The sequence below is a fragment of the Flindersiella endophytica genome (assembly GCF_054779015.1).
In genome coordinates this window covers 68,828-95,210 of the sequence record NZ_BAAGYY010000007.1, presented here as the reverse complement: position 1 = coordinate 95,210, position 26,383 = coordinate 68,828, and the positions used below count along the sequence as shown (strand labels likewise).

Annotated in this window: 27 protein-coding genes and 2 tRNA genes; 14 read left to right on the top strand and 15 right to left on the bottom strand. The window is 66.3% G+C overall.

What is annotated here, in order from left to right; translation table 11 throughout:
• The first annotated feature begins 431 nt into the window (after window positions 1-431).
• The 7 genes from xylA (at window position 432) to ACYVF6_RS04800 (ending at window position 8,047) form a co-directional block, all read left to right on the top strand.
• Complete coding sequence (gene xylA, locus ACYVF6_RS04830; protein ID WP_460516130.1) at window positions 432-1,592, top strand: apurinic/apyrimidinic endonuclease family protein; 1,161 nt, start codon at window positions 432-434, stop codon at window positions 1,590-1,592.
• Between the two features lie 4 nt (window positions 1,593-1,596).
• Window positions 1,597-2,772 carry a Gfo/Idh/MocA family protein gene (locus ACYVF6_RS04825; protein WP_460516127.1) on the top strand — a complete coding sequence of 392 codons (1,176 nt, stop codon included), beginning with the start codon at window positions 1,597-1,599 and terminating at the stop codon, window positions 2,770-2,772.
• Window positions 2,773-2,801: 29 nt separating this feature from the next.
• Entirely contained in the window at window positions 2,802-3,809 is a 1,008-nt protein-coding gene (locus tag ACYVF6_RS04820; protein ID WP_460516124.1) for a sugar phosphate isomerase/epimerase family protein, read from the top strand.
• Between the two features lie 447 nt (window positions 3,810-4,256).
• Window positions 4,257-5,198: an RNA polymerase sigma factor gene (locus ACYVF6_RS04815; protein ID WP_460516122.1), complete on the top strand. Its 942-nt coding sequence runs from the start codon at window positions 4,257-4,259 to the stop codon at window positions 5,196-5,198.
• 111 nt (window positions 5,199-5,309) lie between these two features.
• The gene (locus ACYVF6_RS04810; RefSeq protein WP_460516119.1) at window positions 5,310-5,852 is read left to right on the top strand and encodes a hypothetical protein; all 543 of its coding nucleotides are present in this window, start codon (window positions 5,310-5,312) and stop codon (window positions 5,850-5,852) included.
• A gap of 728 nt (window positions 5,853-6,580) precedes the next feature.
• Entirely contained in the window at window positions 6,581-7,909 is a 1,329-nt protein-coding gene (locus ACYVF6_RS04805; RefSeq protein ID WP_460516117.1) for a M1 family aminopeptidase, read from the top strand.
• Between the two features lie 65 nt (window positions 7,910-7,974).
• A tRNA-Asn gene (locus ACYVF6_RS04800) sits at window positions 7,975-8,047 on the top strand.
• A gap of 64 nt (window positions 8,048-8,111) precedes the next feature.
• On the opposite strand, the gene ACYVF6_RS04795 is transcribed toward ACYVF6_RS04800, so the two are convergent.
• The gene (locus ACYVF6_RS04795; protein WP_460516115.1) at window positions 8,112-8,618 is read right to left on the bottom strand and encodes a GNAT family N-acetyltransferase; all 507 of its coding nucleotides are present in this window, start codon (window positions 8,616-8,618) and stop codon (window positions 8,112-8,114) included.
• Window positions 8,619-8,624: 6 nt separating this feature from the next.
• Between ACYVF6_RS04795 and ACYVF6_RS04790 the strand changes: the two genes are divergently transcribed.
• The gene (locus ACYVF6_RS04790) at window positions 8,625-9,185 is read left to right on the top strand and encodes a GNAT family N-acetyltransferase (RefSeq protein ID WP_460516112.1); all 561 of its coding nucleotides are present in this window, start codon (window positions 8,625-8,627) and stop codon (window positions 9,183-9,185) included.
• Window positions 9,186-9,293: 108 nt separating this feature from the next.
• On the opposite strand, the gene ACYVF6_RS04785 is transcribed toward ACYVF6_RS04790, so the two are convergent.
• From ACYVF6_RS04785 to ACYVF6_RS04775, 3 genes are all read right to left on the bottom strand, one after another.
• Window positions 9,294-9,956 carry a hypothetical protein gene (locus tag ACYVF6_RS04785; RefSeq protein ID WP_460516109.1) on the bottom strand — a complete coding sequence of 221 codons (663 nt, stop codon included), beginning with the start codon at window positions 9,954-9,956 and terminating at the stop codon, window positions 9,294-9,296.
• Window positions 9,957-10,043: 87 nt separating this feature from the next.
• On the bottom strand, window positions 10,044-10,925 hold the full coding sequence (locus ACYVF6_RS04780; RefSeq protein WP_460516106.1) for an LLM class flavin-dependent oxidoreductase: 882 nt from the start codon (window positions 10,923-10,925) through the stop codon (window positions 10,044-10,046).
• A 177-nt stretch (window positions 10,926-11,102) separates the two neighbouring features.
• Complete coding sequence (locus ACYVF6_RS04775; RefSeq protein WP_460516103.1) at window positions 11,103-12,683, bottom strand: LLM class flavin-dependent oxidoreductase; 1,581 nt, start codon at window positions 12,681-12,683, stop codon at window positions 11,103-11,105.
• Between the two features lie 75 nt (window positions 12,684-12,758).
• On the opposite strand from ACYVF6_RS04775, the gene ACYVF6_RS04770 reads away from it, so the two are divergent.
• Window positions 12,759-13,259: a MarR family winged helix-turn-helix transcriptional regulator gene (locus ACYVF6_RS04770; RefSeq protein ID WP_460516236.1), complete on the top strand. Its 501-nt coding sequence runs from the start codon at window positions 12,759-12,761 to the stop codon at window positions 13,257-13,259.
• Window positions 13,260-13,363: 104 nt separating this feature from the next.
• Window positions 13,364-14,314 (top strand): NYN domain-containing protein, encoded by a 951-nt coding sequence (locus ACYVF6_RS04765; protein WP_460516100.1) that lies wholly within the window; start codon window positions 13,364-13,366, stop codon window positions 14,312-14,314.
• A 20-nt stretch (window positions 14,315-14,334) separates the two neighbouring features.
• On the opposite strand, the gene ACYVF6_RS04760 is transcribed toward ACYVF6_RS04765, so the two are convergent.
• Window positions 14,335-14,943 (bottom strand): TetR/AcrR family transcriptional regulator, encoded by a 609-nt coding sequence (locus tag ACYVF6_RS04760; RefSeq protein ID WP_460516097.1) that lies wholly within the window; start codon window positions 14,941-14,943, stop codon window positions 14,335-14,337.
• An 87-nt stretch (window positions 14,944-15,030) separates the two neighbouring features.
• On the opposite strand from ACYVF6_RS04760, the gene ACYVF6_RS04755 reads away from it, so the two are divergent.
• Window positions 15,031-16,401, top strand: a complete 1,371-nt coding sequence (locus tag ACYVF6_RS04755) for an MFS transporter (RefSeq protein WP_460516095.1) — start codon at window positions 15,031-15,033, stop codon at window positions 16,399-16,401.
• On the opposite strand, the gene ACYVF6_RS04750 is transcribed toward ACYVF6_RS04755, so the two are convergent.
• The 3 genes from ACYVF6_RS04750 to ACYVF6_RS04740 form a co-directional block, all read right to left on the bottom strand.
• Window positions 16,364-17,071 (bottom strand): histidine phosphatase family protein, encoded by a 708-nt coding sequence (locus ACYVF6_RS04750; RefSeq protein WP_460516093.1) that lies wholly within the window; start codon window positions 17,069-17,071, stop codon window positions 16,364-16,366. The genes ACYVF6_RS04755 and ACYVF6_RS04750 overlap by 38 nt on opposite strands.
• Window positions 17,072-17,158: 87 nt before the next feature.
• Window positions 17,159-17,440, bottom strand: a complete 282-nt coding sequence (locus ACYVF6_RS04745) for an epoxide hydrolase N-terminal domain-containing protein (RefSeq protein ID WP_460516091.1) — start codon at window positions 17,438-17,440, stop codon at window positions 17,159-17,161.
• A gap of 14 nt (window positions 17,441-17,454) precedes the next feature.
• On the bottom strand, window positions 17,455-18,204 hold the full coding sequence (locus tag ACYVF6_RS04740) for a hypothetical protein (RefSeq protein WP_460516089.1): 750 nt from the start codon (window positions 18,202-18,204) through the stop codon (window positions 17,455-17,457).
• 245 nt (window positions 18,205-18,449) lie between these two features.
• On the opposite strand from ACYVF6_RS04740, the gene ACYVF6_RS04735 reads away from it, so the two are divergent.
• A tRNA-Ile gene (locus ACYVF6_RS04735) sits at window positions 18,450-18,523 on the top strand.
• Window positions 18,524-18,904: 381 nt separating this feature from the next.
• Here the strand turns inward: ACYVF6_RS04735 and ACYVF6_RS04730 are convergent.
• From ACYVF6_RS04730 to ACYVF6_RS04710, 5 genes are all read right to left on the bottom strand, one after another.
• On the bottom strand, window positions 18,905-20,014 hold the full coding sequence (locus ACYVF6_RS04730; protein ID WP_460516088.1) for a DUF4062 domain-containing protein: 1,110 nt from the start codon (window positions 20,012-20,014) through the stop codon (window positions 18,905-18,907).
• Window positions 20,015-20,281: 267 nt separating this feature from the next.
• Entirely contained in the window at window positions 20,282-21,505 is a 1,224-nt protein-coding gene (locus ACYVF6_RS04725; protein WP_460516086.1) for a tyrosine-type recombinase/integrase, read from the bottom strand.
• Window positions 21,432-21,746 (bottom strand): hypothetical protein, encoded by a 315-nt coding sequence (locus tag ACYVF6_RS04720; protein WP_460516084.1) that lies wholly within the window; start codon window positions 21,744-21,746, stop codon window positions 21,432-21,434. Before ACYVF6_RS04720 ends, ACYVF6_RS04725 begins: the two co-directional genes overlap by 74 nt.
• Window positions 21,746-21,949 carry a helix-turn-helix transcriptional regulator gene (locus ACYVF6_RS04715; RefSeq protein ID WP_460516082.1) on the bottom strand — a complete coding sequence of 68 codons (204 nt, stop codon included), beginning with the start codon at window positions 21,947-21,949 and terminating at the stop codon, window positions 21,746-21,748. The genes ACYVF6_RS04720 and ACYVF6_RS04715 overlap by 1 nt, the downstream gene beginning before the upstream one ends.
• An 82-nt stretch (window positions 21,950-22,031) precedes the next feature.
• A complete protein-coding gene (locus ACYVF6_RS04710; protein WP_460516080.1) occupies window positions 22,032-23,045 on the bottom strand; it encodes a YfjI family protein in 1,014 nt (337 codons plus the stop codon).
• On the opposite strand from ACYVF6_RS04710, the gene ACYVF6_RS04705 reads away from it, so the two are divergent.
• Window positions 23,031-23,504, top strand: coding sequence for a hypothetical protein (locus tag ACYVF6_RS04705; protein ID WP_460516078.1), 474 nt, complete (start codon window positions 23,031-23,033; stop codon window positions 23,502-23,504). The two genes, ACYVF6_RS04710 and ACYVF6_RS04705, sit on opposite strands and share 15 nt — an antisense overlap.
• The gene (locus tag ACYVF6_RS04700) at window positions 23,488-23,847 is read left to right on the top strand and encodes a hypothetical protein (RefSeq protein ID WP_460516076.1); all 360 of its coding nucleotides are present in this window, start codon (window positions 23,488-23,490) and stop codon (window positions 23,845-23,847) included. The genes ACYVF6_RS04705 and ACYVF6_RS04700 overlap by 17 nt, the downstream gene beginning before the upstream one ends.
• A gap of 329 nt (window positions 23,848-24,176) precedes the next feature.
• Here ACYVF6_RS04700 and ACYVF6_RS04695 read toward each other — a convergent pair whose 3' ends face one another.
• Entirely contained in the window at window positions 24,177-25,025 is an 849-nt protein-coding gene (locus ACYVF6_RS04695) for a hypothetical protein (RefSeq protein WP_460516074.1), read from the bottom strand.
• 522 nt (window positions 25,026-25,547) lie between these two features.
• Window positions 25,548-26,276, bottom strand: coding sequence for a hypothetical protein (locus ACYVF6_RS04690; protein WP_460516072.1), 729 nt, complete (start codon window positions 26,274-26,276; stop codon window positions 25,548-25,550).
• Window positions 26,277-26,383 lie beyond the last annotated feature (107 nt).

Here is a 26,383-nt window from a genome sequence, read left to right as displayed (position 1 = left end):
GGCTCGAGCACGCCGTCCTCGTAAACCCAGCCTTGCCCCACAGGCTGTCGCATTCGACGGCGGCCGCCGTGAACAGCCAGGCGGCGGAGCCGGCCGTCGGACGCCTGCCGCAGGCGGTAGCCCACGCGACCGGCCCGCAGCTTCATGCCGTAGTCGAACCGGACGCCGGAGCCGCCGGCGAACCCACGGCCGTCACGGCCGCCGCAAGCGACACAGCCGCGCAGCTCAGTGCCCCAGTGCTCTTGTGGCAGAGCGACCGGCGGATTACCACGTTGCAATATTTACTGTGCGGCTCCGCCGCGTGGTCGTCCGTCCGGATACGGACGGTCGGAGTAGGACGTGAACGCTCCCACCCCCGATAGGTTTGCCCGAGACTGGGCAATGGACTGAAGGACCCAATAGCAGAGGGCGAGAGAGGCGATCGCGCGTCGATGAACGATTACACACCCACCAAGGACGACAAGTTCTCTTTCGGCCTGTGGACCGTTGGATGGCAGGGTGTCGACGTGTTCGGCACCGCCGTCCGTCCACCGCTGGACCCGGCATACGGCGTACACAAGCTCGCTGAGATCGGCGCCTACGGCGTCACGTTCCACGACAACGACGTGTTCCCGTTCGAGGCGTCCGCCGCCGAGCGCGACCAGCACGTCAACTCCTTCAAGAAGGCGCTGGACGAGACCGGCCTGATCGTCCCGATGGCGACCACGAACCTGTTCGGTCACCCCATCTTCAAGGACGGCGGCTTCACCGCCAACGACCGCGCGGTGCGCCGGTACGCCATCCGCAAGGTCATGGACAACCTCGACCTGGCGGCCGAGCTGGGCGCGAAGACCTACGTCTGCTGGGGCGGCCGCGAGGGCGCCGAGTCGGGCGGCGCCAAGGACATCCAGCTGGCGCTGGAACGGATGCGCGAAGCGTTCAACATCCTCGGCGACTACGTGGCCGACCGCGGCTACGACATCCGGTTCGCGATCGAGCCGAAGCCGAACGAGCCGCGCGGCGACATCCTGCTGCCTACCATCGGCCACGCTCTTGCGTTCATCGAAACGCTTGAACGCAAGGACCGGGTCGGCCTCAACCCCGAGGTCGGGCACGAGGAGATGGCCGGCGTCAACTTCTCGCACGGCATCGCGCAGGCACTGTGGCACGGCAAGCTGTTCCACGTCGACCTGAACGGCCAGCACGGCCCGCGCTTCGACCAGGACCTGCGCTTCGGCGCCGGCAACCTGCGCGGCGCGTTCTGGGCGGTCGACACCCTCGAGCGTGGTGGCTACGACGGGCCGCGGCACTTCGACTTCAAGCCGCCGCGTACCGAGGACATGGAAGGCGTCTGGGAGTCCGCGCGCGGCTGCATCCGCAACTACCTCATCCTCAAGGCGAAGGCCGCGGCGTTCCGCGCCGACCCGGAGGTCCAGGAGGCGCTGCGAGTGTCGAAGCTCGACGAGCTCGCGCAGCCCACGCTTGCCGAGGGCGAGACGTACGAAACGTTGCGCGCCGAGACCACCGACATCGACACGCTGGCCGAGCGCGGCATGGCGTTCGAGCGCCTCGACCAGCTGGCCATGGATCACCTGCTCGGAGTAAGGAGCTGAAGTAGTGAGTGACAAGCCAACCCTTGGCGTAGGGATGGTGGGCTACGCCTTCATGGGCCAGGCCCACTCGCAGGCGTGGCGCACGGTGAACTCCGCGTTCGACCTGCCCTACTCGATCGACATGGCCGCGATCGCAGGGCGCAGCGAGGACAAGGTGTCGGCGGCGGCGGACAAGTTCGGCTGGCGCTCGTACGAAACCGACTGGAAGCGACTGGTCGACCGCGACGACATCGGGCTGGTCGACGTCTGCAGCCCTGGCGGCAACCACGCAGAGGTCGCGATCGCCGCGCTGTCGGCCGGCAAGCACGTGCTGTGCGAGAAGCCGCTGGCCAACACCGTCGAGGAGGCCCGGCAGATGGTCGCCGCGGCCGAGGCGGCGGCCGGCCAGGGCGTGAAGTCGATGGTGGGCTTCAACTACCGCCGCGTGCCCGCGGCGGCGTTCGCCCGCAAGCTCGTCCAGGACGGCAGGCTCGGCGCGATCCGGCACATCCGCGCGGTCTACCTGCAGGACTGGATCACCGACCCGGAGTTCCCGCTGGTGTGGCGCCTGAAGAAGGACGAGGCAGGCTCCGGCGCGCTCGGCGACATCGGCTCGCACATCGTCGACCTGACGCAGTTCATCACCGGGCAGCACATCACCGGCGTGAGCGCGCTGACCGAGACGTTCATCAAGGAGCGTCCGCTGGTCGCGTCCACCGAGGGCCTGCGTGGCACCGGCTCCACCGAGCGCGGCGAGGTCACTGTCGACGACGCGGCGCTGTTCCTGGCCCGGCTGTCGGGCGGCACGATCGCGACGTACGAGGCCAGCCGGTTCGCGCTCGGGCGCAAGAACGGCCTGCGCATCGAGCTCAACGGTGAGAAGGGCTCGCTGGTCTTCGACCTGGAGCGGCTGAACGAGCTCGAGCTCTACCTCGCCGACGAGGACAACACGGTCCAGGGCTTCCGGCGGGTCCTGATCACCGAGGCCGAGCACCCGTACCTCTCGGCGTGGTGGCCGGCCGGGCACATCATCGGCTGGGAGCACAGCTTCACCCACGAGGCGTTCGATCTGGTGACCGCGATCGGCGAGGGCACCGACCCGGCGCCGAGCTTCGCCGACGGCCTGCAGGTGCAGCTGGTGCTTTCCGCCGTCGAGCGCAGTGCGGAAGCCGGCTCCGGCTGGACCGCCGTCGAATCCTGAGCGTGAGCGTAGGTAAGGAGAGAAGCAGAATGCCGCGTCCCGTCACGTTGTTCACCGGCCAGTGGGCCGACCTGCCGTTCGAGGAGATGTGCCGGCTGGCGTCCGAGTGGGGCTACGACGGCCTCGAGATCGCCTGCTGGGGCGATCACTTCGAGGTCGACAAGGCGCTTTCGGACGACAGCTACATCGACCGTAAGAAGGAAACGCTCGCCAAGTACAACCTCAACGTCTGGGCGATCTCCAACCACCTGGTCGGCCAGGCCGTGTGCGACGACCCGATCGACGCTCGCCACAAGGGCATCCTGCCGGCCCGGATCTGGGGCGACGGTGAGCCCGAGGGCGTACGCCAGCGCGCTGCCGAGGAAATCAAGAACACCGCCCGCGCCGCGGCGAAGTTGGGCGTGAACACGGTGATCGGTTTCACCGGATCCGCGATCTGGAAGTACGTCGCGATGTTCCCGCCGGCTTCGGAAGAACTCGTGGATGCCGGATATGAGGATTTCGCGAATCGCTGGAATCCGATCATCGACGTGTTCGACGAAGTTGGTGTTCGCTTCGCGCACGAAGTTCACCCGAGCGAGATCGCGTACGACTACTGGACGACGGTCCGCACGCTCGAGGCGATCGGGCACCGGCCGGGATTCGGTCTCAACTGGGACCCGAGCCACTTCGTGTGGCAGGACCTCGACCCGGTCGGGTTCCTGTTCGACTTCAAGGACCGGATCTACCACGTCGACTGCAAGGACGCCAAGCGCCGCATCGGCAACGGCCGCAACGGCCGCCTGTCGTCGCACCTGCCGTGGGGCGACCTGCGCAGGGGCTGGGACTTCATCTCCACCGGCCGCGGCGACGTGCCGTGGGAGGACTGCTTCCGCGCGCTCAACGCGATCGGGTACGACGGCCCGATCTCGATCGAGTGGGAGGACGCCGGCATGGACCGCCTGATGGGCGCGCCGGAGTCGCTCTCGATCGTGCGCGCGCTTTGCGAGATCACTCCACCGGCCGCGAGTTTCGACGCCGCGTTTAGCTCAGAGTAGTCTTTTTACGTTCCCGATTACTCTGGGAAAGCAATTGCGGTAAGAGCGCCTTCTGCCTTGTGGTTGAAGGCGCTCTTGCTATTCCGGCAGCGCGCACTTATAGCAGATACGGACATTCCGCAGTTGGTTCCGGCAGGATGTTTCCAAGATCGGACGACCTTTTCGAAACCGACCCCACGGAGATGTCACTGCGGGCAAACTGGATCTCGCCAACCGTTCCCTGGCGGGAGGAGACGCGCCGTGGCGGTCTTCGCGTTGGGGACGGCGGCTCTTGGAGCCGGCGTCCCATCACCCCGGAGTACGCAAGCAGTCGTCGTCGAAGGCGACTTTAGGCCCCAGGGGGAGGCCGCCCCAGACATCAGCATCCCAGCAGCACGTACGGCCGAGACCGGGGCCGACGTCCCACTGGGGGACGTGCAGCCCGAAGACGTACATACCGATGCCGATGTGCCAAAGCTGGACGAGGTCAGCGAACGTGCGCCCGACCTCGTTCGCCAATATCTACGTGAGATCGGGCGAGTGCCCCTGCTGACGGCGGCAGAGGAGGTGGAGCTGGCCCGCCGCATCGAAGCGGGGTTGTTCGCGGAACGACAGTTGGCCGGCGACGCTTTCGACTGCCGGGTCGAGGCCACTCGTTCGGAGCTCGAAGCCCTGATCGCCCAAGGCGCCGAAGCCAAGCGCCGGCTGATCGAGGCCAACCTGCGACTGGTCGTCTCGGTCGCGAAACGCTGTACCGGCCGAGGACTGCCCTTGCTGGACCTGATCCAGGAAGGCAACCTCGGGCTGATCCGGGCCGTGGAGAAGTTCGACTACGCCCGGGGCTACAAGTTCTCGACGTACGCCACCTGGTGGATCCGGCAGGCGATCTCGCGGGCACTGGCCGACCAGTCCCGTTCGATCCGGGTGCCGGTGCACGTCGTGGACGCGATCAACCGCGTGCTGCGCACCCAGCGGCAGCTGTTCCAGGACCTCGGGCGCGACCCGTCCACCGAGGAGGTGGCGGCGTTGGTGGGTCTGGAGCCGGAACGGGTGAGCGAGTTGATCAAGCTGGCCCGCGAGCCGGTCTCGCTGCACACGCCGATCGGAGAGATGGAAGCCTCCGAACTCGGCGACGTGATCGAGGATCTGGACGCGGTGGCACCGCTCGAAGCGGTGGCATCGACGCTGATGAAGTCGCATATCGACAGTGCCCTTGCGCAGCTCGGGGAGCGTGAGAGGTACGTTGTACAGATGCGATATGGCCTGACCGATGGTCAGATCCATACACTGGAAGAAGTGGGTCGGCGATTTGGCGTCACGCGCGAGCGGGTTCGCCAGATCGAGGCCAAGACACTCGCGAAGCTGCGGGGCGGTACATTCGCTCCTGCGCTACGTGAGTACCTCGCTTGATCGCGAGGCTCGGTAGACCCTCCCACTTCCCCACAGGGTTGGGGTTGTGCAACGTCGCACACGGCCTGAGAAGCCCAGCCTCGTGGGGGAGTGGGAGATACCGTTTACGTCGTGCTCTCCAGACTGAGTTCTCACCGGCTCCCACGCTCGGTTCGCGAGCGGCTTTCGCTCGTTCGTCACGAACGCGTACTCGTCTCGTCACCTGACGTGCACGGCCGCTGGATCGTCGCGACCGACCGTGCTCTGCATGTGCCTGAGGGTGACACTTCTTCCGCTTCCGCTTCTGCTTCGTATGAGCGGATCCCGTGGGAACAGGTCGAGCGCGGTGAGTGGGATCACGAGGCCGACATCCTGCGGCTCACGCGGCTGGCGCCGTTCGGTGAGCCTTCGGATGTGCGGGTGCTGCGACTGGAGCACTCCGAGCGCCTGCTGCGGCTGATCCGCGAGCGGGTGACGGCGAGCGTGATCATCTCCCAGCACGTGCCACTGGTGGGCTCTCGTGGCGTACGCGTGGTTGCGCGGCGCCCACCGGGTACCGCGGAGGAGCTCACCTGGTCCATGCTCTTCGACGAGGGCGTCGACCCGTCCGACCCCGCGGTGCTGTCCGCGGCCGAACAGGCCTTGGCGGCCGTGCGGGGTGAGGTCGAGCTGTGACCTTCCCTTCCCGAGCCCGCCAGCCGTTGGCGGCTCTCACGGGCCTCCTCGTGCTCGCGTCGGTCCTGGTCGCCGGCTGCACCCCCGACCTCGACAGCGACGACCTGCCGACAACGCCCCCTCGTGCGACGACGTCACCGTCTCCCGAGCCGAGCCCTTCGGCCGCCGCCGGCGACTCCGCATGTTCGACGAGCGGGGGTGGGAGCGCGTCAAGCAAGATCAACTATCTCCAGCCCGGTCGCACCCCACGTTCGGGCACCGACCTCTCAGCCGCCGGTGGTCTCGCCGCGCCCGCGGGGGCGGCGAGCGGCGCTACCGCCATCCCTCAATCGCCAGCCGCCGGCTCCGCAACGATGACCGGCGCCCCCGCCCGCCCCACGGCGGCACGCGTGGCCCCCACTGCTTCGGCTGCCAGCCCTGCCGCTGCGCCTTCGGCTGTTGCCTCAGCCATCGCAGCGGGCACGGCCGACCTGGCTGTCGCTGCTGACTTGGCCAGCGCCGCGGCTTCTGCCGTCGCCTCGGCCTCCGCTGCTGCTTTGGCTGCCACTTCGGCTATTGCTGCGGGCGCTGCTGCCGCCAGCCCGGGTGCCGCTGCCGCTTCGGCCTCCGCCGCTGCTGCTAACCCGGCCGCTGCTACTCGCCCGGCCACCTCAGCCTCTGCCGCCGCAGCAGCTGCTGCTGCATCAGCCACTGCTGCTGGCACCGGTGTGGGGGCGGAGCGGGCGCCGGTGCGGGCGCCGGTGCGGGCGCTGCCGTGGAAGGACCGGCCGGTTGTCAAGCTCTGCTTCGACGTACCCGCTGACCGCCAGCTCGTCACCGGCCATGAGAGTGTCACGTTCCGGCCCGACGCCCGTACGTGCGAGCTGGTGTTCCGGGCGTGGCCCAACAAGCCCGAGACCGCCGCGTCCGGCAATCGGCTCGATGTGGGGCAGGTGACCGTCGACGGGAAGGCGGCGACGCCGCGGATCGAGGCGGGTGGGGCGCCGGAGGGGGAGCCCGGCACGCTGGTGCGCGTACCACTCGCCACCTGCGCGAAGGCCGGCCAGAAGCTCTCGATCGAGCTCGACTTCGCGCTGCGGCTCGGCGCCGACACGCCCGAGCGCGTCGGCTACTCGACGGGCGACCTCACCGCCTGGCTCGCCACCGCGTACCCCCTGCTCGCCTGGGAACGCGGCCACGGCTGGGCCACGGATCCCGCCGTCGACCTGCTCGGCGAGACCGTGACCAGCGAGGAGTTCCAGCTGGCCGAGTTGCGCGTGATCGCGCCGAGCGCGGACACGGTGTTCGGCACCGGCAAGTCGCTCGGCGAGCAGCCCGGCCCGAAGGCGGGCACGACCGAGCACCGCTTCTCCGCGCCCGCCGTCCGCGACGTCACTGTGTCCGTCGGCCGGTTCAAGGTCGAGGAACGCACGATCGGCACCACCCGCCTGCACGTCGCCGCCCGGGCCGACGCCCGCTTCCCGGCTTCGGTCTGGGCCGACGAGACCGAACGAGCGGTGACCAGGCTGGCTGCCCGCTTCGGCCCGTTCCCGTACGACGATCTCTGGATCACGGTCGTGCCGGACATCGGCAGCGGCATCGAGTTCCCCGGCGCGATCCAGTTCGGCGACGTCGACCCGAAGCAGTTCGCCGAGCTGGTGCCGCACGAGGTCGCGCACATGTGGTTCTACGGTCTGGTGGGCAACAACCAGGCGCGCGACCCGTGGCTCGACGAGTCGTTCGCGGAGTACGCCGAGGTGCTGGTCAACGGCACCGACACCGCGCGCCTGTCGTTCCTCGCACCGCCGCCGGTACGCGACCGGGTGGGCGAGTCGATGGAGTGGTACGCCGAGGCTTCGCACCGGGCGCTGTACGGCCCGGGCGTCTACCGCCAGGGCGCGGCGATGCTGCTGAAGGCGCGGCAGGCGGTCGGCCCCGCCAAGTGGGACCAGCTGATCCGCGCGTACATCGACGCCAACGCCCACCGGATCGTCGACGACGAGGACGTTCGCAAGGCGTTCGCGAGCGAGCCGGAGGCGCTGTCGATCCTGCGGGAGTACGGCGCGTTCGCGAACTGACCCGGGTCCGTACGGCCTCGCGCGGGGTCCTGCTACCCTTGTCGCCGGTTCAGTTGATCCGCCGATCCCGCGTAGCTCAATTGGCAGAGCGTCCGGCTGTTAACCGGCAGGTTACTGGTTCGAGTCCAGTCGCGGGAGCGCACTGATACGGCCGCACCGATCCCTTCTGGGGTTGGGGCGGCCGTTTTCTTCTTCTTCCGGATCAGCCCTTGGCGTCCAGCAGGATCCAGATGTCGGGAGTGAGGTCGGGCCTGCCGGGTACTGGCCGCGCCTCCTCTTCCCAGTCGTTGCCTGCGACGGCCGTCGCCACCCGGCGCCAGAACTTCGCGGCACCCGCGTTCTCCTCCTGGAACGGGATCGCCCACCGGCCCGGATGCCGCTCGAACATGCTGAGCGCGACCTGGTGCCCTACGCCCTGCCGGCGTACCGAGCGGACGACGAAGAACTCGCCGATCACCATCCGGTCCTCTTGGGTCAGCCCGCGGATGAGTACGAAGCCGATCGGCCGCTCCTTCTCGTCTCGCGCGAGATAGGCGCGCCGGTCCGGGCTGTCGAAAAACAGTGGCAACCTGCCGACGCCGAACGTACCGTCGGGCTGCAGCGGCGTGCCGCGGAACTCCGACAGGTCGTGGCAGTAGAACTCCCACAGCCGCTCGATCACGGAATGATTGTCGGGAGCCACGGTGTGCAGCGAGACATTCGGGAACATCCAGGCATGATGGCAGGGAAAATGGAGCTTCGGGTACTCACACCTGACGACTGGGCCGACTGGCGCACCCTCAGGCTGGTCGCACTCGCCGACGCGCCGTACGCGTTCGGCGGCAAGCTGGCCGACTGGCAAGGCGACGGCGACCGCGAAGACCGCTGGCGTGGGCGGCTCAGCATGGCCGGCTCCCACAACCTCCTGGTGTTCGTGGACGGCAAGCCCGTGGGCATGGCGAGCGGCGCGCCGGGTGAGTCCGAGGGGGTCGCCGAACTCCTGTCGATGTACGTCGACCGCTCCGCCCGCGGCCTCGGCGTAGCAGACCTGCTGATCCGCGAAGTAGAACGCTGGGCCCGCGAAACCGGAGCCACGGCGCTCGAGCTGGCCGTGGCCGAGGGCAACGAGCCTGCGATCGCCCTCTACCACCGCCACGGCTTCACCGATGCCGGCCATGGCGCCCAGCAAATGCCCGACGGCCGCCCGGAGTTCGTACTGTCCAAGCCCTTGACCGCACCCCAGCCAGAAACCCTCCGATCGACGGCGACGACGACGGAGACCCAGCCCCAGAGCTGAGCGAGCACTGGGGCAGGTGCCAGCTGAGCGGGCGCTGCCGAACCGTCACAACCGGCAGCGCCTGCGCAGTACCAGCCCTTCTGCGTGCCAGACAATGCGCCGCAAAGGTCACACGAGGTACGGCTCGAAGTGGTCAGCGACAAGCCCGGCTACACCGGCGGCGTCGAGCGATCCATCGACCGAGATCACGCGAATTCCGAGCGAGCGCGCGGACTCCACCGCCTGCTCACCGACCAACCGGTCGCGCGCGATCCGGTTGCGCTGTCCGCGTTCGGGATCGCTCAAGCCGGGAGCTCCGAGCGCGCCTGCCCGGTCCAGCGTGCGTTCCTGATGCCGCTGGAACTCCTCCGTCGGCACCATCACGACCATCCGGCGCGGCGAGTCGACCAGGGGAGCGACGACTTCGGGCCGCAGCCCCCACCCCTCGGCGAGGATCGGGCGCCCGGACTGCAGCGCGCGCAGGTCGTCCAGGATCCATTCGAACGCCTGCGGGAAGTGCTCGGTGATCAGCTCGTCGGCCATCTCCTCAGGCGTACGCGTGACCCACATCCACTCGAAGTCGGGGTCGGCGAACGGCTCGCCTGCCCGGGCGCGCTTCTCGACCCACCGTGCATAGTGCGAACGGGCGTTGTGGTAATCATGATGGTAGGCGGTAATACCGCATTTCTCGGCCAGCACATTCGCGACCGTCGATTTACCGGCCCATTGCGCACCTCCAATCCAGAGCGTGTTGCGAATAGTGGCGAACGGATCCCACGCGGCAGTCGTCATGGCACGAAATTGTCCGAGCCAAAAAACGCAAATACAAGTCTTGTATTCGCCGCGGCCGATGACTTAACTTGAATATGAGGGCAGGGTTTATCCGAGCAACGGCCGCACCTCCTGCCCGAGGAAGTGGATGAAACCCTCGAGGTCGGGCTCGTCCTCCGTCGGCTGGATCGTGACCGTTGTGGCTCCGAAGCCCGCGAGCCGCCGGATCATCCCGGCGATCGCCTCCGCGTCACCGGCGACACCCGCGCCCGGACCCGGCGTGCCGCCCCACTTCGGAATCTCCGTGTCGACCCGTTCCTGCGCACCCGCACCCGTCGCAGCGATCTGGCCGGCCAGGATCTCGTGCGGCGTGGAGCCCAGTCGTGAGCGGACGCCCTTGACCACCTCGCTGGCCTCGCGAACGCCTTCCTCGTTGAAGGCAGCCAGCAGCGTGCCGTCGGCGAGCTCAGCCGACAAGGCCAGCGTCTTCGGCCCCTGCCCGCCGCTCAGCAAAGGGGGAGGCGACGCCGGCGGCCAGTCGAGCTGCACCTCGTCGAGCTTGACGTAGCGACCCTGCACGGAGACCTTCTCGCCGGCCAGCAGCCGACGCAACGCCGTGAAGTATTCGCGCAGCAACGTCATCGGCGACTCGGCCCGGCCGCCGACCTGCGCCATCCACGACTGCACGCCGTGTCCGATCCCCGTGGCGAGGCGCTCGGGGAAGATCCGGTCGAGCGTGGCGATCTCCATCGCGGTGAGGCTCACCGCGCGCAACGGTGCCGGCAGCAGCCCGATCCCGACCCGGATCCGCGACGTCACCGACAGCGCGACCGCCGCCGCCGCGACCCCGCTCTCCTTGAAACAGTCCTCCCACACCCACAACTCGTCGAGGCCGCTCTCCTCGACAGCGCGGGCGATCGCGGGCAGGCGTTCAGGAGCCAAGGTCGGCACGAACGGGACACCGAGCCGGGGAATCACTACGTCTGTCATGGCGACCATCCTTGCGTAGCCCACCGACAGCCCCGCCGGACCGGCGTGGCGGCCTGGTCGAAGCGCTTCGCAACGCCACGGATCGCGTCGCAGCCGGCGGCTGCCACGCTGGCGAATCCCCTTCCACAGCAGGAGATCACGCAGGCCGAGCAACCCCAGCCCAGCTCCGCGAACGAGCTAGATCCGCAACGGCAGCCTGGCCAGCGGCTCGACCAGCTCCCGCTCCTCATACGACAGGTGCGACAGCAACGTGTCGGTCAGCAGGTCGACCGCGTGCCGCAGCTCCGCGAGCCCGTCCGGCTTGCTGACGACGCCGACCAGCGCCGCGTCGACCCGTTCCAGTACGTCGGCGATCACGTGATGCTCCTCCTCGAGCCGCGCGACGACCGGCGCGAGCAGCGGGTCGTTGCGCCGCAGCTGCGGGAACAGCATCCTGTCCTCTGCGGTGTGGTGCATCGTGACCAGCCGGCAGTAGCTCTCGCAGTACGCCCCGAGCGTCCAGTTGTTCTGCCGCATCGTCATCGTGTTGATCATCGAACGAGCGCTGCCGACGTCCAGCGAGCCGTCCATGACCTGTTGTACGAGGTCGCGGATCTGGGTCAGCTCCTGACGCAGGTGGTCGTGGATGCCGATCAGCTGCCGGCTCGACGCCCGCCCGGCCTCGGTGTAGACCGTCGACGGGTCGAACTCCGGCCCGGCCGGGCGCTCCGACTCGTCCCAGAGCCGCGTGGTCGTGAGCCGCTGCCCGTCGTCCGGCGTCGGCTGGACGCCCAGGCCGTTGTCGTCGGCGGGCTCGGCCGCGGGCTCCGTCAGTACGACAGGAGACGCGCCCGCCGCGCCACCGTCGCCGCCACCACTGCCACCACCGATCGAGCGCTCCTGCGCGACCAGCTCGCGTACGCCAGGCGCGACCTCCTCGGCGAACATCGCGAGCTCGCGCTCACCGCCAAGCGGTGCCATCATCAGGAACCCGCTGATGCCCTCGGTCAGCGCCAGCTCGGCCAGCTGCTCGACCCAGATCTTCGGCGGGCCTTCCAGGAACGCCCGCCCGTCACCGTCGAATCGTCCGACGATGTTGTAGAGCCTGCGTACGTCGGCAGCCGACCGCCCGGCCGCCTCGGCGCCCTCGTCGATCCGCTGGTTCATCGCGCCGAGCTCCTCCGGCGCCGCGTACGGACTGCTGGGCAGCCACCCGTCGGCCAACCGACCGGTGAGCGACAGCATGCGCGGCTTGTATGAACCGACCCAGATCCCGATCGGGTGCACCGGAAACGGCCCCGGTCGAGCGCCGCCGAGCTGATAGTGCGAGCCCGAGAACCGCACGCCGCGCCCCGGCGTCCACAGCGAGCGAATCACCGCGATCGCCTCCTCGAGCGCCTCGACCGACTCGGCCGGGCTGCGCCGCGGCCCGCCCATCGACGCGATCGCGTCGGCGAAGCCTCCCGCGCCGAGGCCCAGCTCGACCCGCCCACCGCTCAGGATGTCGAGGCTGGCGGCACTGCGAGCCAGCACGGCCGGCGGCCGCAGCGGCAGGTTGGCGACGTTGGGTAGCACAGTGACGCGGTTCGTACGCGCGGCGATGACGGAGAGCAACGTCCAGGTGTCGAGGAACCCGGGCTGGTAGGGGTGGTCCTGAACGCTGACCAGGTCGAGGCCGAGCGCCTCGGTCTGCTCGGCCATCCGGAGTACGGCGTCGGGTTGATCGGCGTCCGGCGTGACGAAGGAGCCGAACAAGAGGTCGTGGCCATAGTCGGGCATGTAGACAGTATGCCATCCAGATGATCTGTCGCACAGAAGATATCGATCACCGCAGATCTGGACTAGACTGTGTGCATGACAGCGCCAGTCAAACCGTCGAACCAACCGTTCCTCGAGGACGACCTCGGCTGGTCGCTCGGCGTGCTGTTCCGGGCCTACGTCAAGGCCTCGGCAGCTGCGACCGCCGACATTCCGGGCGGGCATCGCGGCTACCAAGTGCTCGCGTCGGCATGCCGCGGACTGCAGGGCAGCCAGTCGGCGCTGGCGCAGCAACTCGGCATTGACCGCACTGTGATGACGTACCTTCTCGACGATCTGGAAGGCGCCGGCCTCGTCGAGCGCCGGCCCGATCCGACCGATCGGCGCAATCGTCAGATCTTGCCGACCGATGTGGGACACGAGTTGCTCGACACGCTCGAACGACGACTCGGTGCGATCGAAACTCACGTGCTGGCGGCCCTGTCCGAACCCGAGCGGGAAACGCTCAGATCCCTTCTGGCACAGGTCGCCGGACACGTCAATGCCGCCGATCCCGTAGGCAGTGCATGTGAGGTGGTCGAAGACTTGCAAGGGTGATCCGAGACCGATAGTCACCAATGTGCGACGGACTGGGTAGCCTCATGCCACACTTGGTCCACACTTTGGTCGACGATGACGTTCGAGGTCAGGAGGTGAAGGCTGTGGGAAATCCGGACCTCAAGGCTGTGAAGTTCGCGGTTCTGGTCGATGTTGGCTACTTGTACGCAGCGGCGGGAGAAGTGCTGTTCGGTGCGAAGGAGCGCAAGGAGTACCGCGTATCGGCTGACGAACTGATCCAGGGATTGCTCAAACATGCTGAGGAAAGCCTGTCCGGTGAGCTGTTGCGGGTCTATTGGTACGACGCTGCCCGTGACCGGGTGCCGACCGTCGACCAGCGGGTGATCGCGGCTCTCAGCATGGTGAAGGTTCGCCTCGGCAACCTCAACGCGCAGGGTCAGCAGAAGGGCGTCGATGCCCAGATCCGCAGCGACCTGGAGGCGTTGGCCCGAAACCACGCCGTGACCGATGCTGTGCTGCTGGCCGGAGACGAAGACATGGTCTCGGCAGTGGAGGCGGCGCAGGCCTACGGCGTCCGGATGCACCTGTGGGGCGTCGAACCCTCTTACGGCAGTAACCAGGCTGAACGTTTGGTGTGGGAGTCCGACACCGTTGAAGTACTACCAGCTGATTTCCTGAGGCCATACTTCCGGCGTGCACCGCATCCGATTCCCGTGCCCGCGACCGTGGTCGCGCAGGCACCGCCCACGCCGTCGCAGGTGTTCGCAGGGCGCACGCCGCATTCCAAACCCCTGCACGCCAAACCGGTCGGGAGCGGAACCACCAAGCTCGGCCCCAGCAAGCCAACCGTCGAAGAGGTCGGCGAGCACGTCGCACAGAAGTGGATCCTCACGCGCGGCCGCGACAACATCCGCGACCTGCTGCCCGGGCCGATCCTGCCGGCGGTGATCGACGTCGAGCTGCTGGTCGAGGCGGAGAAGGAGCTCGGCCACTCATTGCGGCCCTATCCCGAGGCGCGTGTGTGGTTGCGCGACGGCTTCTGGGCGCGGGTCTACCGCGAGTTCAACCTGACGGTCGGAAAGTCCAGCAAATAAGGGCTTTCCGCGCCTTGGCTCTACGTTCGTACGAACGTAGAGCAGAACAGCTCGGCGAGGTGCTCGGCGTACTTCGCGCGTGACCAGCCGCGTTCGACCACCAGCGACTCGGTGAGCTCGAACGCCATCAGCGCGCACAACATGTCGGTGGCCGTGGTGACCGTCCAGAACGGCGCCAGCACGCCTTCGTCGTCGAGCCGTCGCATCAGTCGCCGGGTGGTCGTCCGCCAGTTACGCTGGATGGTGCGCCACATCCGCGCGGCCAGCTCGTCGGTGTGCCGTGCGCGTTCGATCCCACGCGACACCGCGAGCGCGCTGATGTGGAACCTTGACATGTGATGCGCGAACTCCCGCAGCGCCGCCACGGCGTCGGGCGCGTCCCAGACCTGCCGCGCCGATCCCGCGAGGTCCTCCTGTTCGCCGATGTGGTTGAAGACCGCCACCAGCAGATCCGTACGCGAAGTGAAGTGCAGGTAGATCGCACGGCGTGAGACGCCGGCACGTTCGGCGACCGCGGCCATCGTGACCGACTCGAAGCCCTGCTCTTCGATGAGTGTGCGGGCGGTGGCGAGGAGTGAGTCGGCGGTGCGCCTGCTACGCGCGTTCTGCGGCTCTGCGATCTGGGTCATCTGGTTCCCGGCTGTCGGTTTGGCGTCAACTACACATCGAGTGTACTTTAACAACTGCACATGGCGTGAAGTTCAAGGGAGGCGTGCGTGTCGGATCAGCCGGACGAGGTGAAGAACCGCTGGTGGCTGGTGGCAGCCGTCGGTATCGCCGTTTTCATGGCCGTACTCGACACCACGATCGTGGGCGTGGCGCTGCCGGTCATCGGTCGTGACTTCGACAGGCCGCCGAGCGTCACCGAGTGGATCGTTCTGGGTTACTCCCTGCCGATGATCGCGCTCCTGTTGCCGACCGGGCGCTGGCTCGACACGGTTGGGCGCCGGCCCGCTCTGGCATTCGGTGCCGCTGGTTTCGCGCTGGCTTCCGCAGCGGCGGGTGCCGCGCAGAGCGCGGAGTGGCTGATCGCGGCGCGGGTTGTCCAAGGTGGCTTCGGATCCGTGTTGTTCGCGGTCGGACCCGCGATCGCGGCGACGGCCGTACGTCCCGAGGTGCGCGGCCGGGCGATGGGAATCATCGGCACGATCGGGCCGTTGGGCGGCATCACGGGGCCGGCGCTCGGCGGCGTTCTCGTCGACACGATCGGGTGGCCGTGGGTGTTCTACGTCAACATCCCGGCCAGCATCGCGGTCATCGCGATCGGCTTCGCGCAGCTGCCGGTCGGTCGCGGGCTGCGGCTGCCGGACCGTTCCTGGCTTGGCGAAGCGGCCGTGCTGGCCGCCGCGGCGTTCGCGTTGATGCTCGGGCTCTCACTCGGCAGTCATCAGCCGATGTGGCTCCTGCTGGTGCTGGTTTCCCTTCCGTTGTTGATGATCTGGCGCCGCCTGCCGGCGAGCCAGGCGGTTCGCGGGCTCTTCCGTACGCCTGGGATCGCGCGACCACACCTGGCATTGCTGGCCAACGCGGCCGCGATCAGCGGAACGATGTTCATCGCACCGTTCTTTCTGCAGCAGGAGCTGCACATCTCGGCAACCCGGACCGGCCTTACGCTGTTGGCGTTTCCGATCGCGATCGGCGTGGTGGGAATCGGCGGCGGAATGCTCGCCGACCGGTGGGGCGCACGCCGTAGCGCTGTGCTGGGCGCTTCGCTGGTGATTTTCGCGCTGGCGTTGCTGGTCCCGCTGGGCCATTCGTGGTCTCCGGCCGACCTGATGTGGCGGCTGGCGATCGCCGGTGTGGGTGCCGGCTTGTTCAACTCCGCGAACATGACACTGGCGATGTCCCTTGCTCCACAGGCCCAACTGGGAACGACGGGGGCGTCGACAAGTGCGGCCCGACAGCTGGGGCTGGGCGTCGGGCCGGCGCTGGCGACGGTCGCCTGGGCGCTCGGCTCGTACTCCGTGGGCGGCATGCGAGGGGCGATCGCGCTGACGACCGTGGCGAGCGCGTTGTGCCTGGCGTCGCTGGTGGCGCCGTCCGTACGCCTTACAAACCGAAAGGATCCTGCGGTTCTAGCTGACTGAGCTCGCCTGAAACCAGGCCCCAGTGCTCGAGGCGGATGCCGCTCGGGCGCAGGACGGGTCTGGCCGAAAGCGCCGAGACGGAAGCGAACGGCATGTCCTCGTGGGGATACGCGTCGGCGACGTTGTTGATGAGCTGCGACAGCACACAACGGAAACCTGCGGCATGCCCGACGACCAGGACGACGGGCGGCGGGTCGCCGTATCCGTAACCGGGCGTCCTACCAGGCGCCGCGGCAGCGTCGAGAAGCGCGGCGCGCAGGCGTTGGAGGAGGCTGCGGAAGTTCTCGCCCTCCGGGAACCGCCTGGACGCCTCGCCTGCGGACCAACGGCGTTGGATCTCGGTGTAGGCGTCCCACGCGCGCTGGTCCGAACGCCCGTCGAGGATGCCGACGTCGATGTCGCGCAACCGCTCGTCTCGTACGACGGCAAGGCCGAGGCCGGTGGCGAGTACGGTCGCGGTCTGCTCGGCGGGCAGCTGTGGCGAGCAGACGATCTCATGATGGAACGGCTGGCCGAGGTGGCGGAGCGCCGTGGTCAGCGCGTCGGCCTGGGCGCGGCCCTGCTCGGTGAGTGGCGGGTCGCAGGACTTGAACGAGAACTGCCGGGCGAGGTTCGCCTCGCTCTCGCCGTGCCTGATGTACAGGACCTGCACCGAGTTGGCTGCCGGCATCCGCCCCACCTCCCACGTACTGCGTTTGTGACTACGGTGAAGTCTTCCGTACTTCAGAGGAGGTGGCCGACGAATGTCCGGATGTCGTCAGCCAGGCTTTGGGTGCCTCGAGCGCGGCGAAGTGTCTGAGATCGGCCCAGTCGTGGAACTTCTCGGCGATCCAGGCCAGCCGGCCGGCGGGGGAGTCGGCTGCAGGACGGCATAACCGGACATATCCCTGAACGCCTCGGCGAGGCGGTCGAGGTGGTCGAGCGGGGCGCCGCATTCCCAGGGGGTGTTGGGGATCTGGTCGGGCCAGCGGGTGGCGGACAGGCGGGCGTCGAGGTCGTCAAGCTGAGCTTGCGGGATTCCGATGTGGAACGGCTGCATGACTTTCTCCGTCCTCAGTAGGGCTCGGCGCCGGAGAGCACAACGAGCTCGCGCGGCTGGGTCCGGATGATTTCTGGCGTCCCGTCCAGCCGTACGACGTAGCCGATTGGCGGGCCGGTTCGCTCCCAGCAAACGTTGACGATCGTCCCCATCCGCCGGTCGTCGACCAGGCATACCCGGGTGCCGGGCGCATGCCCGTCGTCAGCGATCGTGAGTAGCGCGTCGAGTATCTGCCGGGCGCCGGCCAGGCCCGGGGTGGCGGTGCCGGCGTTGGCATTCGTCTCGGCGTGGAGCCGGGCGGCCCGGTCGAGGGCGAAGCACACGCTGTCGAGAGCAGTCTCCTCCCCGAGCTCGGCCGCCCAGGCCAGGTCGCCGGCCGAGGGAACGAGGCCGGGCTGCGCGGTGGCGGCCGCTGCGTAGAGTCGCGTGAGCGCCTCGACCCGATGCTCGCCATGATAGAGCCCCCCAACGCCGGTCCCGGGCTCCCCACGCGTAGGCGGAAACCGCGCGGCGAGGTGCTGCGCCCGCCCGTCCGGCAGCCGCGCGCCGATCCGCGTCTCCCGTACCCGCTGCTCATGCGGTTGCCGATGCCTGCTCGCGACCGCTTGCCTGCGATACGTATCGGAAGTGACCGGATAAACCGTGCGGCCTTGATCGCCGGGTATCCCGCCCAGCTCCACCCTCCGCGCGGCGACGGAGTAGGGAATGTCGTACCGCTCGCTCAACCGCCGAATAGCCCGCTTCCGCGCGCGACTGTTACTCATCGTGTTGGTCCTCCGGCAGGGCCCACGCCACCCGTGCCTTTACCGAGGAACGGACACGGAAATCTGGAGTCTCGCGCTGAGTTCGGAGCCTCTTGGCCTCACCGCGCGTCCAGCGTGGGTGGTTCGCGCAGGGCTCAGGCAGGCGCACTACCTGCGGCCGAGCCTAGCGCACCGCCGCGCCACCCTGGGAGACCTCCTGAACCGGAGCGAGCGTTCGGTTAAGCTCTGATCCGCACATCATGCTCGGGGCGGTAGCTCAGCTGGTTAGAGCAGGGGACTCATAATCCCTTGGTCGCGGGTTCGAGTCCCGCCCGCCCTACCGCAAAGAGTGAGCCGTCCACCTGCTCAAATGCCCAGGTGAGCGGCTGTTTTGCTACCTACTCCTCGTCCGACTGTGTACGGCTGTTACCGGACGTGTCCGGCTGTCTGTTCCCAATGCGTTCCCACGACCAGCGGTCGCTCGTGGCGGCACCAGAGAGCCACTTTCGCAGCGTCGTACTGGCTCACGAGCACTTGGCGTGGATCTTGAACGGCACGGCCATACGTGGCCGGTCTGCTCGGCAACATGCTCAGGGTAGAAGTTGGTCAAGCGGACCAACCGAGCCAAAGGGGATGCGGTGGTGCAAGGCATGTGAAGCCTCTGCCAGTGCCGTTGCGCGATCAGCCTGAGCGGCGGAAGAACTCGGCGGCACTACTTCCCTTAGGTACGTCCGTCGTCCTCTCCCGAAGAATCCTCTCCGGCGGGCTCGTCCTTGCGAACCGTTCGCAAACGCAATAGTTGCTCCCTGCCTGCGCCGGTTAGTCGCCAGTACGTATTTTGATCGCTTACTGGTCGGCGACGTTCGCTTTGCTCAATGACGCCTAGTGCCAGGAGCTGAACCAAGACGTCATGAAATGAATCCACTGTTACATCGACATCTGTCACGGATCCAATATATTCGGCATATGTCGGATCACTCTGAGCGAGCTTTTGGCCGAGCGCGGAGAGTTGGGCGAATAGCCCATCCTCATCTGCTTCATCGATCATCATGGGAGCGAGTGCAGCGATGATCTGATTCCATGTCGTATTATAGTCGGCCAAGCCGCGCTCCCTGCTACTTCTAGCGTAGGGTCCACCCTTTTCGACAATGGCTGTTGGATAGTACTCAACCTCGACTCTCATTTTGTATACATCGTTGCCCTGTGCGAGTCCTTCGATATCTTGGATGTGTTTTTGGTGTTGAACTGACTCCAGTTCTGCAACTAGCTCCGCCACTCGCGCCCGCAATTCGGCGAGTTCGCGCTCAACCTCTGGCGTGAGGAGATTGTCTGCTCTAACCCAGCCTACCGTCGGATGTGTCTTCCTAATCTGGATGAGGCTCTTGGCAACTTGACCGCCGAGGCTTTGAGGGGTGTCCCAGTACTTCACCATTCTCTGTGCCACTTTCTCGCGGAACGAATCTAGCCGACGCCTCAGGGTGTCATTCAGGTCGGTTTTGCCTGAGGGGATATCCTCAGGAGTCTTGTGCAGAAATGCCATCACTGGTTTGTGTTGGCTGACGGCGTAGTCAAACTCCATCTCCGTATAGCTAATATCCTGCTCCGGGTCGACGCTTCCGTAGCGCCCGCCGACTATGATAAGATAATAGTCGCAATCGTCGATTACTCTCTTAATTAGAGTCCAGCGATCGTCGTCTGAAGCTGGAAAAAGCTCCATCCCCGAAGGGATGCAATCTGCTTCGAGGAGTGTCTGGATGACCTCTTGTCGTTCCTCTTGGAGGTCGATATACGTCGAACTAATAAATGCCTGCTCACGCTTCTCAATCGTCATGCTTCGGGATTCTAAGCCATGTCAATTGAGGTTGCGTGGCCCGGGCGGGCACATTCATTTGCGTACAAACACCGCAGTACGGCAGGGAGCATCTCAATCTTCGTGTATCGCCGGTCGCTGTGAACGTCGTGCCTCGTCCCATGGTCTCCCTGGTCACGGGTTCGAGCCCTGCCGGACTGCCGCCAAGAAGAAGCCGCCCACCTGCTAAAACGCCAGGTGAGCGGCTGTCTTGCGGTTGCTGCCGGGCTATCCGAGTGTCTTGGGTCCCTATAGGTTTCGTGCTCGTTTGGGACGCAAGGCGGCCCCGATGCGGCGTTTGGCGGCTTCGTACTGGCCCACGAGGCACTTGGCGTAGATCTTGAACAGGACGGCCACGCTGTGGCCTGCCCACTCGGCAACCTGCGTTGGATCGACCCCGGCATTGAGCCAGGTCGACACGCAGCCGTGCCGTAGGTCGTAGGTACGCTTGGCGAGCGGGGAGCGGTACTCGTGCGACGACAGCGCTTCGCTGCGGGCCTTGTCCCATGCCCGCCGGTAGGTGATGGTCGGTAGATCGTCGCCGCGTACTCCCCAGAACAGGCGTTTGCCGGGTCCGTTCGTGCCGAAGTTCGCTATGTGAGCGCGGACCAGTCGAGTCAAGGGCGGCGGCGCCGGCACGGTTCGAGTCGCACCCTTCGGCCGGTGCTTGAGCCCACGCTCTTCTCGCTGCGCGCCAGTGTCGGTCCAGGCGCCTCCGACATCCGGCCCGGCTGTCCGGATCTGAAGCTCTCCCCAGTCGTCGTCTTCGACGTATGGGTGCCAGCTCTGCGTCTCGGCGTCCCACGTACGCCACTCCTGAGCGTCTTCGTTCCACTCGACCGCTGGCAACGTGAAGTCGTCTTCGCTGACCAGGATTGCCTCTTCAGGTCGAAGCGCTGCGTAGTACATCAGCCCGAAGAGCGCCTTGAGGCGCGGTCCGCTCGGCCTCTGCACCCCTACTGCCTCAAGGAGGGCTTCTGCCTGGCCGGGGTTGACCACGCACCGTCGGTCCACTTCTTGGGCCTCCTTCGGGGCGTTCCACTTGAGATCCTTGAGCGGGTTCTTCGGCAGCACTTTTAGCTCCATGGCGTACTCGAACGCGTTGTAGAGGATGGCTCGGTTGCGTGAGACCGTGCTTGCCGCGTTGCGCTTTCCGTCGAGCCTTGTGGTCGCGGTATCCAGCAGGACGCGGACGGCGGCCACGTCGCCGAGCGTCGACATCGGCTTGCTGTTCCGGGCCGCCCACTTCAACACCGTTGCCGACCTGTCGGGGCACGACACTCGGCGCTTGGTGTTGAAGCCCCAGTCAAGCAAAGCCTTGCGGATGTCTACCGCAGCAGGCGCACCGCGCGTACTGGAGATCATGGCGGGTGTCGCCGCAACGAGAGCACGGGCGATGTCACGGCGGTATCCGGCGGATGCGTCCTTCCATTTCATGTCGACGAACGCGCACGCGAAGGCGTACCAGCTCATGTCGTTCTCTGTGCGCGCCCAGGAGACTGGTAGGCCCGGTCAGCGTGCTGAATGCCTCGCCGCTCCTCGCAGCAACCAGCAGCGACGACCGGAAGCTGTCGGCCTGCGCGTCGAGCTTGAACGTCTCGCGAAACCGCTTGCCGTCGACATCCCACAGGACGCGGTGAGACGTGACTTTGCCTTTGGCGTTGCGTCGTTTCTCGATGGCGTGGATGCGGACGTCGTAGGTTGTCTGGCTCATCAGGCGGCCCTCCCGTGTGTTTCGTCTTCGAGGCTTTCGAGCCACCTGGTGAGGTCGGAGGGGCGGAACTTGATCTGGCCGTTGGGGAGTTTGACGCGGCGGGGTGCGCGGCCTTTGGCCTGCCAGTCGTTGTAGCTGGAGCGGGCAATGCCCAGCATGTCGAGGAGTTCGGCGAGGGTGATCAGTTTCTCCTTGGTAGACATCGTTGGTACCTCCCTGGTCGTGATCGGGGTGCTGTGTCACGGCGTCGTGCTTGGCGGCTGTACGCCGTTAGGGGGTTGCAGCTCAGGGCTGGTCTGACAGGTCGGGATGGGTCTGCCAGGTCGGCGCACGGCTCCTGGTCGGACTGGCTCTGATCCAGCCGTGTTCTTCGAGCACGGTCAGCGCGGGGTCGAGGTCGGCGGCTTTGGGGAACCGGCGGTGGTTGGCGCGGTGGGCGTCGCGGCGGGTGAAGGTGGCAGGGCGGGTGCGTTTGAGCCAGTCCAGGAGGGCGCGGGCGGCGTCGAGGTCGGGGTCTACTCCCATGGCGTCGAACGCGGCCAGCGCGTGCGCGGTGAAGTAGTCGCCGAGCTTGGCGGCGGCATGGATGGTGTCGGCGCCGATCGGGTTGCGCCAGGCGTTGCGCACGTCGGTGGCCAGGTGGAGCAGACCGGCCACGCGGGCGACGGCGCCGTCGTACTTGCCTGCCCAGTCGGCGATGTGGGCCAGGTCCCCAGCACCGGGCCTGAGCCGCTGCTCGGTGCGGCGACGGTGCTCGGTGAACACTTCGCCAGCCTCGGGGGTGAGGGTGAGCCGTGCGGGGTCGTCCCAGCCGGCCATGGTGAGCGTGAGGTCTTGGACGTTGCGCAGGTACCGTTCAGCGACCTCGGCCGGGATCGGGTCGGGCTCGACGTTGCGGTAGCCGACGTTGGAGGGCGGCAGGCTGTAGAGAATGCGGCCGAGCAGACCCTTGCCTCGGAAGCCGGGCATACCAGCGATGTCAGCGATGATCTGAGGCTGGACGGCCAGACCCAACGTGAGGGCGGCGTTGTCGATGCGTTCGTGGCGGCCGCGCCTATCCACGATCAGGGTGTCTCCGGCGTGGTCCTTGAGGAACAGATCCAGGTTGGCCACGCCGGAGTATCGGCCGGCCAGGATCGCGAAAATGCCACCCTCAGCGGACAGGACGGCGATACGTCCGCCCTGTTCGGCCATGATGGTTGCGGCCTGCTCCGGCGTCACGTCGTCGGCCAGGAGCCGGGGCTTGGCGGGGATCTCGATGGAGTCGACGGCCAGCGCCGCGCTGTGCGCTTCGGCCATCGCCTCGGGCGTTGCGCCACCGGACCGCCCACCGATGAGCCCGAGACCGAGCGACCAGGCCAGCCCGACCAGCCGGAACAGACGCGCCTGTGGCAGACCATCGCTGAGGAGACCGGGGAGGTCAAGTCGTATCCGAGCTACCGAGCGATGAAGGCCGACCTCGGATCGGAACCAGGTAAGCACTTGCACCATCTCGTCGAGCAATCGCAGACAGACCCGAAGCGATCCGGCTTCCCCATCGAGCGCGTCAATTCGACAGATAACGTCACGCGGATTCCGGACGTGACACACCACCAGGTCACGGCGCATTACAACCGCAAGCCTCTTGGTGCGGATCGCATCCGGCGGGACCTGATGGACGGCAATCCCTGGGAGTACCAATACGAGTACGGCGCGAGCGTACTCGATAGCATCATGGAGAAGCAGCAAAGGAGTGCCGACGATGAGCCACGATCTTGACGCGGACCGAGCGGCATTCCGGCATCACGTCGCCGAGTCCGACAGGTACGCCGAGGCAGCCGACGCCGACTCTGCGAACGCGGAGACTGACAAGCTCGCCGCGCTCGCCGAGCACTGGGAGCAACAGGGCCGCGCAGTCGAGTTTCTTACGCCATTGCTCGCGCCCACTGAGCTACGCCCAGTCCGGTTCAACGCGGCGTCCTGGCTCTTGTATCGCGGGCACCCGGACGTCGCTGTGCCGGTCCTTGAGGAGCTGCGCGCCGGCCGAGGGCTGGAAGGCGTCGACGCCGGTTTGCTACTGGACGACTGGCGCGCCGGCCATAGCGCGCGAGGCGAGGCGTAGGAACGGCGCAACCTGTCGGGCTGCGGTGACAGTGGTGACAGTGGCGGCGGACTGGTGCGAATCCGCTGGTCGTACCCGGTTGCCGCATGTCACCTGCTTCGTTGACACCTGTTGACAGCGGTGACAACTCTGCCTAAGTGTCACCACTGTCAACGACCGTCAACGAGAGTGGTGACAGCCCCTAAGCGGATCAATGACGGTCCTGACCTGCGAAAACAGTCCCTCTCGGGGCTCGGATTGCGGAAGTGTCACCACTGTCACCACATCCAACCGCCAGTGCCTATGCGGCTTCTGGTTGCCGTTCGGATCCGACGGCAGCGTTGATCGGCTCAAAGGAGGGCGGGGTACCACCACGGGGCCTCTTGGCCCGGGCAGGCTGGGTACGCGCGACTATGGTCTGCGGTAAGCGTAGTTAGCGTGCTGGTAAGCCAGTAATAGCGCGTGTATGCGACGTCACAGACGCCGCGTTTCCGCACTTTTTTCGCTTCGAAGCGAGCTATCCGGCGCGGATATTCGGTTAGGGTTACGAGCGTTCCGTTAGTCTCTGAGAGCACATAATTCGTGGACTGCAATCCATTCGTCAGAACTAGCTGTTCGGGAGGAACCCACGGGCGCGCATCTATGGCAGTCATCGCTAGCACAATCCCCGCAACGCCCGCTGCCCGCCGTCTGAGGTAGTCCATGCGCATCCGCCGCGCCGCGTCTTCTTCTGGGGTGGGGCCGAACAAGTTTCCTGATTTTTTCCACCGTTTCCATGGGGAGGAGAATAGATAAGCAATAATCGCGGTAAGAATAAGCGTAAGAAGCTGCACTATTTGAGCGGATATGATCCCAACAGATCCAAAGAACGTCAGCCCAAATATCTGACTTATGGTGGCCCAGCCCCGATCCTTCACGCGTACGTAAATGCGGATGAGGATGAGGATTGCGATGGCCAGCGTCATGCCTGGAATCACCGGGACTACGGTTCCAACCGCAACATTTCCGGCGCCACTTGCCTGCAGCACGCCCCAGGCAGTGTCCGATCTGAAGGCTGACACAGCCATGATGCGCGATCCTATGAAGATGAGAGAGGCGAACCCGATGAGTAAGCCTATGTGCTGTCGCCACTGACCGAGCCACTGCTCGGCCTCCTCTTCGTGCAGGAGGAACCTGCCCCCGCGAGTACTGTTGCTCATCCGTCGCAAACCGTCGTCTGGCGGGGGAGAACGTCTGCTTGCGGATCGATCCTCGGGCATTCCCAGCCCGTGCGGTGCGCCACACATACCTCCTCGACATTGCGACCAAGCAGCACAATATCCAGGCGGTAGTGGGTGCCTCGTGGTTACACATCCATGCCAAGGTAGTGATGCGGCTTGACGACGCGATGACTACTTGCCAGGATCAAGACGGGAGTCTTACGAGGGAGCCTATTCCCAATCGGTTCCCAAACTGGTGCAGTCTGGCCGAAGACATCGCGTTGACCTGCTAGAACGCCAGGGGAGTCACCTGGTCTCATAATCCCTTGGTCGCGGGTTCGAGTCCCGCCCGCCCTACCCGCTCTGACCAGGGCAAACAGGTCGTGAGGTGCCCGGCGGGCGCGGAGCGTGGTATCAAACGTGGTGCGAATACATCTGTTTATCTCTCTGCGTGCCACCAACGAGCGATCTCCCGTCGGCGTCGTGATGGTGGCGGAGCGTACGGTTCTGGTCTCGTAACGGTTAGCCGTTGTAGTCCTTCTCGATCTGTTTCACGCCCAAATGGTGAGCCTCGAGCCAGGTGGCTCGGAACTGCTGGTGCACCCTCGCAACGTCGGGATCGATCCCGTCTCCCTCCCAGAACACAGTCAGGTCGCGGAGCGCGACGGCATACTCCAGCATCTTCAGGGGCACAGTCGGCACTTTCTCACGGCGCAGCTGCGTCCTTAGGACGACGCGTCCGTAGCGGACGGCTTCGAGCAGGATTGCGCCACCGGAGTCATAGTGTGCGAACGGTGAACCTGAGCTGCCATCGATCTGGTCGGCGTTCCGGAGGACGTCCAGGACGAGCGTCATCGGCTTCATCGCGGCGGGCTGTAGTAGGGCGATGCTGGCTTCGAGTTGCACCTCGGCCAACCGGAGTGGCTCACGCAGGACGTTCGCAACCGGACTGTCCCAGTCGTGTGCTTCTCGGCTGGTCATGTACCGCAAGCCGACGTCAGCGTAGACCGCGATCGCTTCAAGGCACCGCTTGGCGGCCTCGTCGGCTTGGGTCTCTGCCAACTCAGCACGCTTCATCCGCTTGAACACTAGATGCTTGGCGACCTCGGTGAACACGTCAGCGAGCGGCTTCGCCGCTAACCCGCCGGCGAAGCTCAGTATCAGCCAGATGGCGTCCATGGCTATTAGCGTCGCAGAATGCCAGGCCGGCTGCACGATCAGCTGACGCTCTTCCGTCCCGTCGATGCTCATGCACGGGCGAGTGGGGTACTCGGAGACGTAACCGTCCGAGCGGTTGGGACGTCCTGTCAGGCGCGTTGATTGATGGACTCGCGATGCGTCAGGAACCACCAAAACCA

Coding starts and splice junctions, on each gene's coding strand:
- ACYVF6_RS04820 (WP_460516124.1), top strand. CDS start 2,802: ATGCCGCGTCCCGTCACGTTGTTCACCGGCCAGTGGGCCGACCTGCCG.
- ACYVF6_RS04760 (WP_460516097.1), bottom strand. CDS start 14,943: ATGACCCAGATCGCAGAGCCGCAGAACGCGCGTAGCAGGCGCACCGCC.
- ACYVF6_RS04795 (WP_460516115.1), bottom strand. CDS start 8,618: ATGTTCCCGAATGTCTCGCTGCACACCGTGGCTCCCGACAATCATTCC.
- ACYVF6_RS04715 (WP_460516082.1), bottom strand. CDS start 21,949: ATGTCTACCAAGGAGAAACTGATCACCCTCGCCGAACTCCTCGACATG.
- ACYVF6_RS04720 (WP_460516084.1), bottom strand. CDS start 21,746: ATGAGCCAGACAACCTACGACGTCCGCATCCACGCCATCGAGAAACGA.
- ACYVF6_RS04740 (WP_460516089.1), bottom strand. CDS start 18,204: ATGAGTAACAGTCGCGCGCGGAAGCGGGCTATTCGGCGGTTGAGCGAG.
- ACYVF6_RS04695 (WP_460516074.1), bottom strand. CDS start 25,025: ATGAGCAACAGTACTCGCGGGGGCAGGTTCCTCCTGCACGAAGAGGAG.
- ACYVF6_RS04770 (WP_460516236.1), top strand. CDS start 12,759: ATGACAGCGCCAGTCAAACCGTCGAACCAACCGTTCCTCGAGGACGAC.
- ACYVF6_RS04750 (WP_460516093.1), bottom strand. CDS start 17,071: ATGCCGGCAGCCAACTCGGTGCAGGTCCTGTACATCAGGCACGGCGAG.
- ACYVF6_RS04730 (WP_460516088.1), bottom strand. CDS start 20,014: ATGACGATTGAGAAGCGTGAGCAGGCATTTATTAGTTCGACGTATATC.
- ACYVF6_RS04785 (WP_460516109.1), bottom strand. CDS start 9,956: ATGACGACTGCCGCGTGGGATCCGTTCGCCACTATTCGCAACACGCTC.
- ACYVF6_RS04775 (WP_460516103.1), bottom strand. CDS start 12,683: ATGCCCGACTATGGCCACGACCTCTTGTTCGGCTCCTTCGTCACGCCG.
- ACYVF6_RS04725 (WP_460516086.1), bottom strand. CDS start 21,505: ATGAGCTGGTACGCCTTCGCGTGCGCGTTCGTCGACATGAAATGGAAG.
- ACYVF6_RS04780 (WP_460516106.1), bottom strand. CDS start 10,925: ATGACAGACGTAGTGATTCCCCGGCTCGGTGTCCCGTTCGTGCCGACC.
- ACYVF6_RS04690 (WP_460516072.1), bottom strand. CDS start 26,276: ATGAGCATCGACGGGACGGAAGAGCGTCAGCTGATCGTGCAGCCGGCC.
- xylA (WP_460516130.1), top strand. CDS start 432: ATGAACGATTACACACCCACCAAGGACGACAAGTTCTCTTTCGGCCTG.
- ACYVF6_RS04710 (WP_460516080.1), bottom strand. CDS start 23,045: ATGGCCGAAGCGCACAGCGCGGCGCTGGCCGTCGACTCCATCGAGATC.
- ACYVF6_RS04745 (WP_460516091.1), bottom strand. CDS start 17,440: ATGCAGCCGTTCCACATCGGAATCCCGCAAGCTCAGCTTGACGACCTC.
- ACYVF6_RS04700 (WP_460516076.1), top strand. CDS start 23,488: ATGAGCCACGATCTTGACGCGGACCGAGCGGCATTCCGGCATCACGTC.
- ACYVF6_RS04790 (WP_460516112.1), top strand. CDS start 8,625: ATGATGGCAGGGAAAATGGAGCTTCGGGTACTCACACCTGACGACTGG.